The following is a 15,053-nucleotide window of genomic DNA, read 5'->3' as shown; positions in this document are numbered from 1 at the left end:
GCCCGAATGACATAGCAAGACCACCCCGAAAGGAGTGGAAATCGCCTTACCCGCGCTTCAGCGCCGCGCGACCGGGATAAGCAGCCGCGCCGCCCAGACCTTCCTCAATGCGAATCAGCTGGTTGTACTTGGCAATCCGGTCAGAACGCGACAGGGAACCGGTCTTGATCTGACCGCAATTGGTCGCCACCGCCAGATCGGCGATGGTCGCATCTTCCGTCTCACCCGAACGGTGCGACAGAACGGCGGTGTAACCGGCATTCTGGGCAATACGGACGGCTTCCAGCGTTTCCGTCAGGGTGCCGATCTGGTTGACCTTCACCAGGATGGAGTTGCCAACGCCCTTGGCAATGCCGTCAGACAGACGGGCCGGGTTGGTGACGAAAAGATCGTCGCCCACCAACTGCACCTTGGAACCGATGGTGTCGGTCAGCAGCTTCCAGCCTTCCCAGTCATCTTCGGCCATACCGTCTTCGATGGAGACGATCGGGTACTTGGAAACCAGATCGGCCCAATAAGCGACCATCTCGGCCGGGGTCAGGCTCTTGCCCTCACCTTCCAGCTCGTACTTGCCGCCCTTGAAGAACTCGGTGGAAGCGGCATCCAGCGCCAGCAGCACATCCTCACCAGCCTTGTAACCAGCATCGCCGATGGCAGCGATGATGAAGTCCAGCGCCTCGGTAGCAGAGGACAGGTTCGGGGCGAAGCCACCTTCATCACCCACGGCCGTGTTGTGGCCGGCGGCCTTCAGCTTCTTCTTCAGGGCATGGAAGATTTCAGCGCCAACGCGGATGGCATCGGCACAGGTCTCCGCGCCCACCGGCATGACCATGAATTCCTGGATGTCGATCGGGTTGTCGGCATGGGCGCCGCCATTGATGATATTCATCATCGGCACGGGCAGGATGCGGGCATTCGCGCCACCGACATAGCGGTAAAGCGGCAGGTCCAGCTCATCGGCAGATGCCTTGGCAATGGCCAGGGACACACCCAGGATGGCATTGGCACCCAGGCGGGCCTTGTTCGGCGTGCCGTCCAGATCGATCATGGCCTGGTCGATGGCGACCTGATCGGTGGATTCCAGACCGGCCAGCGTGTCGAAAATCTCACCATTGACGGCCTCAACCGCCTTCAGCACGCCCTTGCCCAGGTAACGGGACGTGTCGCCATCGCGCAGCTCAACGGCTTCATGCGCGCCGGTGGACGCGCCCGACGGAACGGCAGCGCGGCCGAAAGCACCGGATTCAAGCCGAACCTCAACCTCAACGGTCGGATTGCCGCGGCTATCCAGGATCTCACGCGCGTGAATGTCGATAATGGCGGACATGGGAGGCCCTCTTCCTTTTCGGATCGCATCAACCATTTCTGGTGCGTGGGAAGGGGATAACGTCCAGCGTCGTTCAGGGCAAGGGGGCGGTTGGGGGATAGCCATCGCCATTCGCCCTCGTCCTTGCGCAACAGCCATGAAAGCAACAGGCTTGCGCCGGCAATAAAGAATTGAATGCCGGGCAGTCCACGACATGGACAATACCCGCCATTATTAAATCCCAAATTGCGAGATTTTGTTTCGATTATTGGGATTAAAAATCAGAGAACAACAGGATTGGCTTTTGCGATCCGATCCAGAGCCACCAGCGTGGAAAGGACGCCTTCCATCTGGTCCAGCGGCACCATGTTGGGGCCGTCGCTGGGGGCGCAATCCGGGTTCTCGTGCGTTTCCATGAACACGGCTGCAACACCGATGGCAATGGCGGCACGGGCCAGAACCGGCACGAATTCCCGCTGGCCACCGCTGCTGGTGCCCTGCCCGCCCGGCTGCTGCACGGAATGGGTGGCATCATACACAACGGGATATCCCGTCTGCGCCATGATGGGCAGGGAGCGCATGTCGCTGACCAGGGTGTTATAGCCGAAGCTGGCCCCGCGCTCGCACAGCAGCACATTATGGTTGCCGGTCGACGCGATCTTGGCGGCGACATTCTTCATGTCCCACGGCGCCAGGAATTGGCCTTTCTTCACATTGATCGGCTTGCCCGTTTCACCGGCGGCCAGCAGCAGGTCGGTCTGGCGGCAGAGGAAGGCCGGGATCTGCAGCACATCCACCGCTTCCGCCACCGGCGCGCACTGATCGGCGCTGTGAATATCGGTCAGCACCGGGCAGCCGAATTTCTCCCGGATTTCCACCAGGATCGGCAGGGACTTATCCATGCCCAGACCGCGCTGCGCAGAAACGGAGGTGCGGTTGGCCTTGTCGAAGCTGGTCTTATAGATCAACCCGATCCCCAGCTTGGCCGTCAACTCCGCCAGGGCCGCTGCCATGGTCATGGCATGGTCACGCGATTCAAGCTGGCAGGGGCCGGCGATCAGCGTGAACGGCTTGTCATTGGCGATGGAAAGCGGGCCGACTTTAACGGTGCGGTTCATGGAAACTCTCTCCTTTGAACCCGGATATGGGAAAGCGAAGGGCTGAAAACCAGACGGCCGGAGAAAGGTTTCCCCCTCCCCGGCCGTGATCTGAATATTCTGGCTTTATACCAGCCGGCTCTGCGCGATGGCCGCGGCGATGAAGCTGGTGAACAGCGGATGCGGATCAAACGGCTTGGACTTCAGTTCGGGGTGGAACTGCACGCCGATATACCAGGGGTGGTTCGGCAACTCCACGATCTCCGGCAGGATGCCATCCGGCGAAAGGCCGGAGAAATTCAGCCCCGACTTTTCAAGCTGTTCGCGGAAATTGATGTTCACTTCATAGCGGTGACGGTGGCGTTCAACGATATCGTCAGCACCATAGATTTCCCGCACCTTGGACCCAGCGGTCAGGTGGCAGTTATAGCTGCCCAGGCGCATGGTGCCGCCCAGATCGCCACCTTCCTGGCGCTTGACCAGTTGGTTGCCCTGCACCCATTCCGTCATCAGGCCGACAACGGCCGGGTCCGGCTTGCCGAATTCGGTGGAACCGGCATGGGGCAGACCGGCCATATGGCGTGCAGCCTCAATCACAGCCATCTGCATGCCGAAGCAGATGCCGAAATAGGGAATATTGTGCTCACGGGCGAACTGGGCCGCACGGATCTTACCTTCCGTGCCACGCTCCCCGAAGCCGCCCGGCACCAGGATGCCATGCACGCCTTCCAGGCGCTGGATCGCTTCACCGCTCTCGAAGATTTCGGCATCGATCCAGTCCAGCTTGACCTTCACATGATTGGCGATGCCGCCATGGGTCAGCGCCTCGCCCAAGGACTTATAGGCATCCAGCAGGCTGGTATATTTGCCCACCACGGCGATGGTCACGGTGCCTTCCGGATTGCGCACCCGGCGGACGATCTCTTCCCAGCGCGACAGGTCCGGCGCGCCCTCGGCGGGCATGCCGAAATATTTCAGCACTTCATTATCGAAGCCCTGCTCGTGATAGGAGATCGGCACCTGATAGATATTGTCCACATCCAGGGCGGCAATGACGCGTTCCTTCTGGATGTTGCAGAACTGGGCGATCTTGCGCCGCTCATTCTCCGGAATGTCGCGGTCGGCACGGCACAGCAGCATCTGCGGCTGGATACCCACAGAAAGCAGTTCCTTCACGGAGTGCTGGGTCGGCTTGGTCTTCAGCTCACCCGCCGCCGGGATGTAGGGAACCAGGGTGACGTGGCAGAACAGCACCTTGTCCTGGCCGTAATCATTGCCAAACTGGCGGATGGCTTCCAGGAAGGGCAGTGATTCGATATCGCCAACGGTACCGCCCACCTCACACAGCACGAAATCCTCACCATCCAGATCGGCGGCGATGAATTCCTTGATGGCGTCGGTAATGTGCGGGATCACCTGCACGGTGGCGCCCAGATAGTCGCCCCGGCGTTCCTTGGCCAGCACGTTGGAATAGATACGGCCCGTGGTGATGTTGTCGGACTTGGTGGCGTGAACGCCGGTGAAACGCTCGTAATGGCCCAGATCCAGGTCGGTTTCCGCCCCATCATCGGTCACGAACACTTCGCCGTGCTGATAGGGGCTCATCGTGCCCGGATCGACATTCAGATACGGGTCCAGCTTGCGTAGGCGGACCTTGTAGCCGCGCGCCTGCAGCAACGCCCCCAGGGCTGCGGAGGCCAAGCCCTTGCCGAGGGACGAAACCACACCGCCGGTGATGAAGATGAAGCGCGTCATGGAACCCTAACCTTGCGTCCGTGCCAATGGTCTTGGGCCGTTGGCCCAATCTCTACTCGCGGCGAGCCGGGATGATCACAACCCCGCCCCACCTGTTCTCCGGGATAAGGGGCCAAGCCCCCAGTCCATCATATCCATGCCCTAACGGAAAGAGGCGGCATGTCTGCCGCCTCTTTTGCCTGCCGCACCGGTGCCAGGGCACCGACCGGAACGGGGCCCGCGGCGTTACTGGCCGACCGGAACCGACGGCTGCGCCGGGGTAGCCGGCTGCTCAGCAGGCTGTTCAACAGCGGCCGGTGCCGGCACGCGGTCGAAAATGCTGTCCCCACCACCCTTGGTTCCGGCCATGATGGCCAGAATCATGCTGGTGCAGAAGAAGATGGCCGCCAGGATGGCGGTCACGCGGGTCAGGAGGTTGGCGCTGCCGCGTGCGGTCATGAAACCGCCCATCGTGCCACCACCGATGCCCAGGCCGCCGCCTTCCGACTTCTGCACCAGCACCACGCCGATCAGCGCCAGCGTGATCAGCAGGTGCACAACCAGGACTACCTCTTGCATCCCAACACTTCCTTGAATACCGATGCGGAACGGCAGGCGATGTTCACACATGAACATACCAGCCGCTCCCTGGCGGGAGCAGCCGGCCACCTGCTCGTCATAAGCTCGGCGGTCTGTTTACAAGCTAAGCGCCGACGATGCCATAGCGAAGTGCTAACGGCAGGCTTGCGCAATGGCCCAGAATGACCCTGCATCCAGGCTGGCACCGCCGACCAGGGCACCATCGACATCGTCAATTGCCAGGATTTCAGCCGCATTTGAGGCTTTAACAGAACCGCCATAAAGGATTCGTACCGCCTCGGGCGAAGCCACCAGCCCCCGCAGCTTTTCCCGGATCATGCTGTGCATGGCTGCAATGTCGGCAATGGTCGGTGTCAACCCGGTGCCGATTGCCCAAACCGGCTCATAGGCCAGCACACAATTATCGGCAGTGGCACCTTCCGGCACCGACCCCGCCACTTGCGCTGCCACAATCTCCGCCGCCTGTCCGGCGTCACGCTGCTCACGGGTTTCACCGACACAGACAATGGCTTTCAGCCCAGCCCGCAGGGCGGCGGCGGCCTTACCCTTCACCTGCGCGCTGGTTTCCGCGTGATTCTGCCGCCGCTCAGAATGGCCAACAATCACATAGCCGGCCCCGGCGTCGGCCAGCATTTCCGCCGCAATATCGCCTGTATGCGCCCCTTGCGGGGCGGCATGACAATCCTGTCCGCCCGTCAGCAGCGCGGTTTTCTCCCCAACCGCGCTCACGGCGGATAGAATCGTGGCGGGCGGGCAGACCAGTATCTCGAATCGCGGGTCACCATTTGGGCCCAGCTTTTCAGCCAGCGCCTGGGCAAGCGCCGTCCCATCCTGCAACCGGCCATGCATCTTCCAGTTGCCGGCGATCAGATAACGTCTTCCGGTCATTTTCAATATCCTCATTATATTGTTCTGGCCGTTTATCGGCCTTGCGGCTTTTCACCGGGTTGTAAGGCTGGTGTAACAGCCAATGTTCCAAATTGAAATCTGACGCCGGGACAAGCCCCCCGCCCGCCCCCCGGACTTGCCCCACCCCGATGCCTTCCCTATGATGCCCCGCCTTTCAGCATCGGCTGTGAGGCCAAGCGCGCTCCCGCGCCCCGCAATACGGAACCTTAGCGTCACCCCATGCTTCAGATCATCCGCAGCACTGCTGGCTCCTGGGTCGTCAAGATCCTGTTCGTCGCCCTGATCATCAGCTTCGCTGTCTGGGGTATTGGTGATATCACGCGCGGGGTTCAAGGCGGCGTCGCCAAGGTGGGCGATACCAGCATCAGCCCGCAGGAGCTGGACCGCGAATTCCGCGCCCAGTTCAACAATATGCGCCAGGTGCTGGGGCCGGACTTCAACGAAACCCAGGCCCGTCAGTTCGGTCTGGTCGACCGGGCCCTGGAACAGTTGATCCAGCGCGCGCTGCTGGACAAGGCAGCCGACGATGCCGGCATCCGGGTCGCCGATGAGACGGTGGCCGAGATGGTTCGCAAGGTGCCGGCCTTCCAGGGCGGCCTGGGCCAGTTCGATGTGAACCTGATGCGCGCCCTGCTGCAGCAGAACGGTTACACCGAACAGCAGTTCGTCGAGCAGGTGCGCGCCGATATCGCCCAGGGCGACATGGCCGGCGCCATCACTGCCGGTGCCACGGTGCCGCGCACGCTGGCCGAAGCGCTTTTCCGGCACCGGGAAGAACAGCGCCGTTTCGATCTGGTGACCATCCCCAATACCGCGATGCCCGATGCCCCGGCACCGGATGAGGCTGTGCTGACGCAGTTCCATCAGGAAAAGGCGGCCCGCTACACCGCGCCGGAATATCGCACCTTGAATATCGCCCTGCTGGAAGCGGCGGCGCTGGCCAAGGATATCGAGGTGAGCGATGAAGAGGCGCAGGAATATTACGATACCCACGCCAATGAATATATTACCCAGGAACGCCGCTCCCTGACCCAGGTCGTGGTGGCCGACAAGGCCGCCGCCGACAGCGTTCTGGCGGCCGTGAATGGTGGCAAGACCATCCAGCAGGCCGCTGCCGCTGCCAAGACCGAAGCTGTCGATCTGGCCGATGTGCAGAAGGCCGATCTGCCGCCCGAACTGGCCGATCCGGTCTTCGCCGCAGAAAAGGGCAAGGCCGGTGGCCCGGTTGAAAGCGCCTTCGGTCTCCATGTCTTCGTGGTGTCCGACATCAAGGGCGGCGGCACCCGCGCGCTGGCAGATGTGCGCACTGAGGTGGAAGCCAAGGTCCGCCAGGAAAAGTCGATCGACCGTCTGTATGAATTGTCCACCAAGCTGGAGGACGAACTGGCAGGCGGCACGCCTTTGGCCGAAGCGGTAAAGGCCGTGGGTGGCCGGATTGTGACCCTGTCCAGTATCGACAATCAGGGCCGTGATATGGATGGCAATGTGCAAGGTGCCGACCTGCCGGCCGTCGAGACCATCCTGACTAATGCCTTTTCGCTTCCCGCCGGGCAGACCGGCAGTGTGGCGGAAGCCGGCAGCAATGCCTTCTTCGCCGTACAGGTAGAAAATGTGATCCCGTCCGCCCTGCGTCCACTGGCTGATGTCCGTGGCCGCGTGCTGGCCGATTGGCAGGCCGAGCAGAAGGCCGCCACCGCCGCCAAGCGGGCTGAAGAAGTGGCCGAGAAGCTGCGCAACGGCGCAACGGCGCAGGAAGCCGCCGCCGGCATCACCGGTGCCCTGGTTCAACGTACCGAGCCGACGCGCCGTGCCGGTGGCACGACCGCCATCCCGGCTTCGGTGCTGGAAACCCTGTTCGCCGCCAAGCCGGATACGGTTGCTACCGGCGCCAGCCAGACCGGCCAGGTTGTTGCCAAACTGGTTGAAGTGATCCCGGCTGATCCGGCCACGGCCCAGGCCGCGACCGCCATTGCCATGCTGTCCAGCAACCAGAATCAGGCTCTGGCCTCCGATCTGCTGGCCGAGTATATGGCGGGCCTGCGCGCCAAATACGGTGTGGTGATCAACCGCAGCCTCGTCGATTCCCTATATCGCCCGCAGGAGTAAGGCGTCCGTGCGCACCTTCCCGACTGAAAGCGCCTTTACCAGCCTTTACGAAGCCGGCACCCCACAAGTCGTCTGGACACGGCTGGTCAGCGATCTCGATACGCCCGTCTCCGCCATGCTGAAGCTGGTGCGCGGGCGTCCCAACTCTTTCCTGCTGGAATCGGTCACGGGCGGTTCCGTGCGGGGCCGCTACTCCCTGATCGGGTTGAAGCCGGACCTGATCTGGCATTGCCGGGGCACGCATTCCGCCATCAACCGGGATGCGGCCAACCCGGATAGCAGCTTCACCCCCTGCGATGGTGATCCGCTCAAGGTTCTGGCCGACCTGCTGGAGGAATCGCGGATCGACCTGCCAGCGGAACTGCCGCCGATGTCGGCCGGGCTGTTCGGCTATCTGGGTTACGACATGGTCCGGCTGATGGAAAAGCTGCCGGACACCAACCCGGATGAGCTGGATATTGATGACAGCATCATGATCCGGCCAACCGTGATGGCCATTTTCGACGGGATCGAAAATGTCGTCACGGTGGTTACCCCGGTGCGGCCCCTGCCCGGCCGCAGCGCTGCCGATGCCTATCAGGCAGCCCTGACGCTGCTGGCGGAAACCGTGGCCGATCTGGAAGGCCCGGTGCCGATGGCGCATGAAACGGTGATGGAGGTGGAGGAACTGCCGCCGCCCAGCTCCAACACCGCGCTTCAGGAATATTATAGCATCGTGGAGAAGGCGAAGGAGTATATCCGCGCCGGCGACATCTTCCAGGTCGTGCCCAGCCAGCGTTTCTCCGTTCCCTTCGCCCTGCCCCCCTTCGCGCTCTATCGCGCGCTGCGGCGGCTGAACCCTTCCCCTTTCATGTTCTTCCTGGATTTCGGCAAACTGTCCGTTGTCGGCTCCAGCCCGGAAATCCTGGTGCGGCTGCGTGACGATACCGTCACCATCCGCCCCATCGCCGGCACGCGCAAGCGCGGCCGGAACGCGGCGGAAGATAAGGAACTGGCGGCAGACCTGCTGTCCGACCCCAAGGAACTGGCAGAACATCTGATGCTGCTGGACCTGGGCCGCAACGATGTGGGCCGTGTCTCGCAGACCGGCACGGTGACGGTGACCGAGAAGTTCACCATCGAATATTACTCACACGTCATGCACATCGTTTCTAACGTCGAAGGCAAGCTGAACCCGAAATTCACGCCGATTGAGGCGCTGGTGGCGGGCTTCCCGGCGGGCACGGTTTCTGGCGCGCCGAAAGTGCGGGCAATGGAGATCATCGACGAATTGGAGAAGACGCGGCGCGGCATCTATGGCGGCTGCATCGGCTATTTCGCCGCCAATGGCACCATGGATACCTGTATCGCGCTGCGCACCGCCGTACTGAAGGACGGGGTGATGCATGTGCAGGCTGGCGGCGGCGTTGTTGCCGACAGCGACCCGGAAGCCGAGTATCAGGAGACGGTGAACAAGGCCAAGGCCCTGTTCAAAGCGGCTGAAGAAGCCGTGCGTTTCGCCCAGGAACGGCAGGGCTAACCAGCGCCCCATAGCCGTTTAAAGATAACCGGGAGGTCCAAAGCCTCCCGGTTTTTTTGTGTCGATGGCTCAGGCCAGCGTGGGGATAGACTGGCCCAACCGGCCACCGATACGGATCGGTTCTGCCCGCTTGGCATGGCCGGTCCGGTCATCCGTCTCTACAAACACACCGCAAACCGTGACGGTCGCGTCATTCTCACCCGGTGAATAGCGTTCGCCCGGAATCTTGCGCAGCATCTTATGGATGGCTGCTTCCTTCTTCATGCCAATCACGGTGTCATAATCACCGCACATGCCAGCATCGGTCTGGTAGGCCGTGCCGCCGTTCAGGATCTGCAGATCCGCCGTCGGTACATGGCAATGGGTGCCCACCACCAAGCTGGCGCGGCCATCCAGAATATGGCCCATGATCATCTTTTCTGAGCTGGCCTCACCATGGAAATCCATGATCACGGCGTCCACCCCCGCCGGCCCCATGCGGGCACCGCCAAGCTGATGGATACGCAATACCTTCTCCACCGGCGGGAACGGATCATCCAGCGGGTCCATGAAGACACGGCCCATGGCATTGATGACCAGAACTTTGTGCCGGCCGTTCTTGGCCGGCAGCACGGTATATCCCCGCCCCGGCGTGCCGTCGGGGAAGTTGATCGGTCGCACCAGTTGGGGCATGCGGTCGATCTGCGACAGCAATTCCTTCTGGTCCCAGGCGTGATTGCCCAGGGTGACGCAATCCACCCCGGCAGCAAACAGTTCCTGCGCGATCTTCTCGGTAATGCCGAAGCCGCCAGCCGCGTTCTCACCATTGACCACGATGAAGTCCGGCTTCAGCCGGTCGCGCAACATGGGCAAGTGGCGAAGCACACCTTCCCGCCCGCTCCGACCAACGATGTCTCCAAGAAAAATCAAACGCATAAAAACATTCCTTAATTTTTTATCTCAAGAACTGGGTGACACCCTGCTCCGTCACAAGCCAGTCGAGCTTCTGGTCATAAACATCGCGCGGCACGCTGGGCACAGCCTGCCCGGCATAGGCGACGCCGACCGCGATGACCGGCGCCTCTTCCCGCAGCACAGTCAGTGTTCGGTCGTAAAAGCCACCGCCATACCCCAGGCGCCAGCCATCAGCATCAAAGGCCAGCAAGGGCACCAGCACGATGGAAGGCTGAGCCAGCGGGGCCTCGGCCATCGGCTCCATGATCCGGAATGCGCCGGGCACCAGCGGGTGTCCCGGCCGCCAGAGGCGAAAAAGCAGTGGCCACGCCACCCCGGACACAACCGGCAGACAGGTTTCGTACCCAGCCCCCGACAGGTCGGCCAGGGCCGGACGCAGGTCCAGTTCGTCGCCCTTCGGCCAGTAACCGCCAATGGTGGCTGTCCCAGCGTAAATCTGTGGCAACAAGGTCATAAGATGCGAGGCCACGGCCTTGCCCGCCGCTTCCCCCGCCATTTCATGACAAGCAGCGCGACGTGCGCGTGCTTCCCGCCGCGCCTCCCGTTTAAGGGCGGCTACTGCCTCCACCTCCTCTGCCAACAGGGCGGCGTCGGGGCTTGCGGCAGTTTCGGGCGTCATGGCGCGCGCTTCATCCTGCTTTGGGAAGGGCCGGTGCTCTAACCAGCCAAGAAAGACCAGCCAGATCAGGCTGGTCTGGAAAACTGAGCGGAAGAAGGCCGCCTTGGCCGTTGGCGTGTGCTATCCCTCGTGACCTGCACAAGCAGGTGGGAGCCATATGCCGGCACCACGGCGCCGGTAGGGACAGCCCCCTCGAGGAAATGATTATCGGCCCCGGGGATAAAGCGACCTGACGCACCAGGCAGCCTACTTCCTGATATCTATTTAGGCGCGTTCGAGCCGCGCTGCAATGTCTTCTATACGTTTTGCCAAACCATCGACGGCAGCAACCACGACTGTATCGTCGCGCGCTGTGTCCGCCGGAACAGCGCGGACCGGACCACGGCCAGCCAGTTCTGCCTTGGCTTCCATCAGCTCATCGGCCAGGACCATGCAGGTGACCAGCAGGTTCTGCACGTCGTTGCCGCCACCGCCACCGGTGATTTCGGTCAGCCGCCGGTCGATATAGGACGCCAGTTCGGCAACGCGCTTCTCCTGCCCCGGCTCGCAATTCAGTGAATGGCTGCGTCCATTAAGGGTGAAATCAACCCGCCGCATGTCAATTTTCCTCCAACACGCCTTGCAGGCGTGTGATTGCGGCGTCCAGTCGGGCCTTGACCGCACGGGTCTGGTCCTGGGCCTGCCGCTCGCCCATCCGGGCCTTTTCCAACTCCGCCGTCAGGCGGGCATTCTCCGTCTCCAGCCGTTCCCGCTCGGCCAGAAGGGCCGGATCGGCGGCAGGGCCGGCGCTGTCGAGTTTTTCCAACCGACTGGTCAGGGCCCGGTCCAGATGGCCGATGGCCGTATCCAGACGCTGCAAGGCTGTGGTCAGGCGGTCCACGTTCCAAACTTTCTTTGCGGGCAAGGGTACTGGTGGCCTCAGCCAACCGGACATCGACGCTGACAGTATGAGGGCGGTTGCGTGCCGTCAATAACGGCCAACGCCATACGGCCATGAGGGGTGGGGAACCCAGTTCTATCCGGCTCCCGGATGGGCACAGCCGCCATGCTTGCCTGTCCCTTGACCAGACGGGGCGCCTGACGCAATTTCCCGCCGTTGATAAGGGCGCTTGCATGCCGGACCGGGGCTGCGGGTGCCTGGTGTTGTGGTTGCGACTTCAAAAAATGGTGCCTGGCCCACGGATTAAGGCCCCGCACCCAGGAAAGGCCCCTCGCGCAATGTCGTCCGATCTGACCGCCGGCGTGTCCCACGCCGATCTCGCCAACGCCATCCGCGCCCTGTCCATGGACGCGGTGGAAGCCGCCAAGTCGGGGCATCCCGGCATGCCGATGGGTATGGCCGATGTGGCGACGGTGCTGTTCACCCAGTTCCTGAAGTTCGACCCCAAGCGGCCCGACTGGGCCGACCGCGACCGGTTCATCCTGTCTGCCGGTCATGGCTCCATGCTCCAGTACAGCCTGATGTACCTGACGGGCTATGACGACATCACGCTGGATGAGATCAAGCGCTTCCGTCAGATGGGCAGCAAGACCGCCGGCCACCCGGAATATGGTGTCGCCCGCGGGATTGAGATGACGACCGGCCCGCTGGGCCAGGGCATCTCCACCGCCGTCGGCTTTGCCATGGCAGAGCGCATCCTGAATGCCCGCTTCGGCGACGATCTGGTCGACCACAATACCTATGTCATCGCGTCCGACGGTGACCTGCAGGAAGGCATCAGCCACGAGGCCTGCTCGCTGGCCGGCCATCTGGGCCTGTCGAAGCTGATCGTTCTGTGGGACGACAACAAGATCAGCATCGATGGTTCCACCGACCTGTCCTTCACCGAAGATGTCCAGGCCCGCTTCCGCGCCTATAATTGGGATGTGTCGGCCGTTGACGGTCATGACCCGGTTGCCATCGCCAAGGCCATCGAGGCGGCCAAGACGACCGACAAGCCGTCGCTGATCGCCTGCCGCACCACCATCGGCTATGGCGCGCCGACCAAGGCGAACACCGCCGGCAGCCATGGCAGCCCGCTGGGCGCTGCCGAGATCGAAGGCGCCCGCAAGGCGCTGAACTGGCCGCATGCGCCTTTCGTGATCCCCGACGCCATCCTGGCCGCCTGGCGCGCCGCTGGTGAGCGTGGCCATCCGACGGTCGATGCCTGGGTGAAGCGCCTCGCCCGCTCCGAAAACCGTCTGGCTTTCAAGGCCGCCATCGCCGGCGACATCCCGGCGGAGGCGCGTGCCGCCCTGCACGCCCATAAGAAGGCCGTGTCGGAAACCAAGCCGAAGATTGCCACCCGCCAGTCTTCCGGCAATGCGCTGGACGTCATCGTCCCGCTGGTGCCGGAAATGATGGGCGGCTCCGCCGACCTGACCGGGTCCAACAATACCCGCGTCAAGGCGCTGGCGAAGGCCGTGCAGAAAAATGACTGGAACGGTCGTTACGTCCATTACGGCGTGCGCGAGCACGGCATGGCCGCCATCATGAACGGCATGGCCCTGCATGGCGGCGTCATCCCCTATTCCGGCACCTTCCTGGCCTTCTCTGACTATAACCGTCCGGCCATCCGCCTGGGCGCGCTGATGAAGCAGCGGGTCATCCATGTCATGACCCATGACAGCATCGGCCTGGGCGAAGACGGCCCGACCCATCAGCCGGTGGAACATGTCCCGGCCCTGCGTGCCATCCCCAACCTGCTGGTGCTGCGCCCGGCCGATGCGGTGGAAGCGGCTGAAGCCTGGGAAGTGGCCCTGGATGCCAAGACCCGCCCCTCGGTGATGGCGCTGACCCGCCAGAACCTGATCACCATGCGTGTCGACCATACGGACGAGAACCTGACCGCCAAGGGCGCCTATGTCCTGCGGGAAGCCAGCGGCCCCCGCAAGGTGACCCTGCTTGCCACCGGCTCGGAAGTGGAAATCGCCTATCACGCCCGGGAAAAGCTGGAAGCTGAAGGCATCCCGACGGCCCTGGTGTCCATGCCGTCCTGGGAACTGTTCGCCGAACAGTCCGAGGCCTATCAGAAGGCCGTGCTGGGCGATGGCCTGCGCATCGGTGTGGAAGCGATGGTGCGGTTCGGTTGGGATCGCTGGATCGGCGAGAAGGGCGTGTTCATCGGCATGCCCGGCTTCGGTGAATCGGCCCCCTATCAGGAACTGTACGAGCATTTCGGCATCACCGCCGACGCCATCGTGAAGGCGGCGAAGGAACGGCTGTAAGAAGCACATCCCCTATCGGGGGTGACGGAAACGGCGCCATGGGCAACCATGGCGCCGTTTCGCGTTTTCAGTCGCGATCAAGCATGCAAGAGGGAGCAGCGGCTGATAATACGAAGTGCCTATAGGGTGATCTTCGGGCGGTTTGGAGGCCGGCGACTGCCGGCCCGGCGTTCATGCGCCGTGTGCCAAGGGCGCGGATGCGCCCACCCGGCGAGTGAGGGAACGCGAAACCTTTCTCTATCGGTCACGATCAAGAGAGGTTGGTACAAGCCATTATCCTCAAGCCGGATCCTGGCGGACACCGGAGGCGACACGGTGTATGATAGGGCCATGTAGGATTTTGACGGTGGAATAGCCAGATGGGTGCCACGCGCAGAGTGATCCTGGAATTGCCTGAAGAGGACGCGGCCCTCCTGGATAAGTTGGTGACATCTGGGGCCTACCCATCACAGGCCCGCGCTGTAAGCGAGGCCCTGCGCCTTTATCAGGATGGGGATTTTATGCTGGAAACATGGCTGCGTGACCGGGTCGGCCCCATTGTCGATGCAGCAAGGGCCAATCCAACTGCCGCCCTGTCGGGTGAACAGGTTTTGGACCATCTCAAGGCCCTGCATAGCAGATGAATCACACCGTCCGCTTCATGCCCCAAGCTTTGGACGCATTGGCGCGGATTTACCTTTATATCGAAGAACGCTCCGGTCGAGATCGTGCAATGGATTTTACAATGGCGATCCATGCCCATTGCATGAGGCTGCAAATCTTCCCCCTGCGTGGCGTTCGGCGCGACGATATCCGCCCGAACCTGCGGATTTCAATATTTCGACGGAAGGTCACCATCGCCTATCACCTTGATGACGAAGTGGTCTTTATCGACGATGTGCTGTATGGCGGTCGGGATATTAACCTTTTATCGGATTAGATGGGGGGATAGGCGATATTCGTCATGAAACTGAGGAAATATCGGCCAACCCAACCAGCACCCGTCACCCCGCACAAAGCCTG

The 15,053-nt window shown here is 62.3% G+C and carries 14 protein-coding genes and 1 other RNA gene; 5 read left to right on the top strand and 10 right to left on the bottom strand.

The features are described 5' to 3' along the window. Nucleotides 1–46: 46 nt before the first annotated feature. From eno to tpiA, 5 genes are all read right to left on the bottom strand, one after another. Nucleotides 47–1,327, bottom strand: a complete 1,281-nt coding sequence (eno, locus tag G473_RS0118480) for a phosphopyruvate hydratase (protein WP_029014322.1) — start codon at nt 1,325–1,327, stop codon at nt 47–49. Between the two features lie 260 nt (nt 1,328–1,587). Beyond that, on the bottom strand, nt 1,588–2,424 hold the full coding sequence (kdsA, locus tag G473_RS0118475) for a 3-deoxy-8-phosphooctulonate synthase (RefSeq protein ID WP_029014321.1): 837 nt from the start codon (nt 2,422–2,424) through the stop codon (nt 1,588–1,590). A gap of 105 nt (nt 2,425–2,529) precedes the next feature. Further along, entirely contained in the window at nt 2,530–4,158 is a 1,629-nt protein-coding gene (locus G473_RS0118470; protein WP_029014320.1) for a CTP synthase, read from the bottom strand. 225 nt (nt 4,159–4,383) lie between these two features. After that, nucleotides 4,384–4,716, bottom strand: coding sequence for a preprotein translocase subunit SecG (secG, locus tag G473_RS0118465; RefSeq protein WP_029014319.1), 333 nt, complete (start codon nt 4,714–4,716; stop codon nt 4,384–4,386). A gap of 153 nt (nt 4,717–4,869) precedes the next feature. After that, the gene (tpiA, locus tag G473_RS0118460) at nt 4,870–5,625 is read right to left on the bottom strand and encodes a triose-phosphate isomerase (RefSeq protein ID WP_029014318.1); all 756 of its coding nucleotides are present in this window, start codon (nt 5,623–5,625) and stop codon (nt 4,870–4,872) included. A 240-nt stretch (nt 5,626–5,865) separates the two neighbouring features. On the opposite strand from tpiA, the gene G473_RS0118455 reads away from it, so the two are divergent. Beyond that, nucleotides 5,866–7,752 (top strand): SurA N-terminal domain-containing protein, encoded by a 1,887-nt coding sequence (locus G473_RS0118455; protein ID WP_029014317.1) that lies wholly within the window; start codon nt 5,866–5,868, stop codon nt 7,750–7,752. Between the two features lie 7 nt (nt 7,753–7,759). Next, a complete protein-coding gene (gene trpE / locus G473_RS0118450) occupies nt 7,760–9,271 on the top strand; it encodes an anthranilate synthase component I (protein ID WP_029014316.1) in 1,512 nt (503 codons plus the stop codon). A 69-nt stretch (nt 9,272–9,340) separates the two neighbouring features. On the opposite strand, the gene G473_RS0118445 is transcribed toward trpE, so the two are convergent. The 5 genes from G473_RS0118445 to G473_RS0118430 form a co-directional block, all read right to left on the bottom strand. Beyond that, a complete protein-coding gene (locus G473_RS0118445) occupies nt 9,341–10,186 on the bottom strand; it encodes a TIGR00282 family metallophosphoesterase (protein ID WP_029014315.1) in 846 nt (281 codons plus the stop codon). 19 nt (nt 10,187–10,205) lie between these two features. Next, on the bottom strand, nt 10,206–10,844 hold the full coding sequence (locus G473_RS0118440) for a 5-formyltetrahydrofolate cyclo-ligase (protein WP_245580123.1): 639 nt from the start codon (nt 10,842–10,844) through the stop codon (nt 10,206–10,208). Between the two features lie 91 nt (nt 10,845–10,935). Next, nucleotides 10,936–11,095, bottom strand: a non-coding RNA gene (gene ssrS / locus G473_RS29995) — 6S RNA. 13 nt (nt 11,096–11,108) lie between these two features. Then, complete coding sequence (locus G473_RS0118435; RefSeq protein WP_029014313.1) at nt 11,109–11,441, bottom strand: cell division protein ZapA; 333 nt, start codon at nt 11,439–11,441, stop codon at nt 11,109–11,111. 1 nt (nt 11,442) lies between these two features. Continuing rightward, a complete protein-coding gene (locus tag G473_RS0118430) occupies nt 11,443–11,724 on the bottom strand; it encodes a DUF4164 family protein (protein ID WP_029014312.1) in 282 nt (93 codons plus the stop codon). A gap of 338 nt (nt 11,725–12,062) precedes the next feature. Here G473_RS0118430 and tkt point away from each other — a divergent pair, with 338 nt between their 5' ends. The 3 genes from tkt (at nt 12,063) to G473_RS0118415 (ending at nt 14,970) form a co-directional block, all read left to right on the top strand. After that, a complete protein-coding gene (gene tkt, locus G473_RS0118425; protein ID WP_154667461.1) occupies nt 12,063–14,051 on the top strand; it encodes a transketolase in 1,989 nt (662 codons plus the stop codon). Nucleotides 14,052–14,551: 500 nt separating this feature from the next. Next, on the top strand, nt 14,552–14,674 hold the full coding sequence (locus tag G473_RS31110; RefSeq protein WP_281169936.1) for a hypothetical protein: 123 nt from the start codon (nt 14,552–14,554) through the stop codon (nt 14,672–14,674). Then, a complete protein-coding gene (locus G473_RS0118415) occupies nt 14,671–14,970 on the top strand; it encodes a type II toxin-antitoxin system RelE/ParE family toxin (protein ID WP_029014310.1) in 300 nt (99 codons plus the stop codon). Before G473_RS31110 ends, G473_RS0118415 begins: the two co-directional genes overlap by 4 nt. Nucleotides 14,971–15,053 lie beyond the last annotated feature (83 nt).

Source organism: Niveispirillum irakense DSM 11586 (genome assembly GCF_000429645.1).
In the GTDB taxonomy this organism is placed as follows: Bacteria; Pseudomonadota; Alphaproteobacteria; order Azospirillales; family Azospirillaceae; genus Niveispirillum; species Niveispirillum irakense.
The sequence above is the reverse complement of the archived record's forward strand: the minus strand, read 5'-3'. Positions and strand labels throughout refer to the sequence as shown.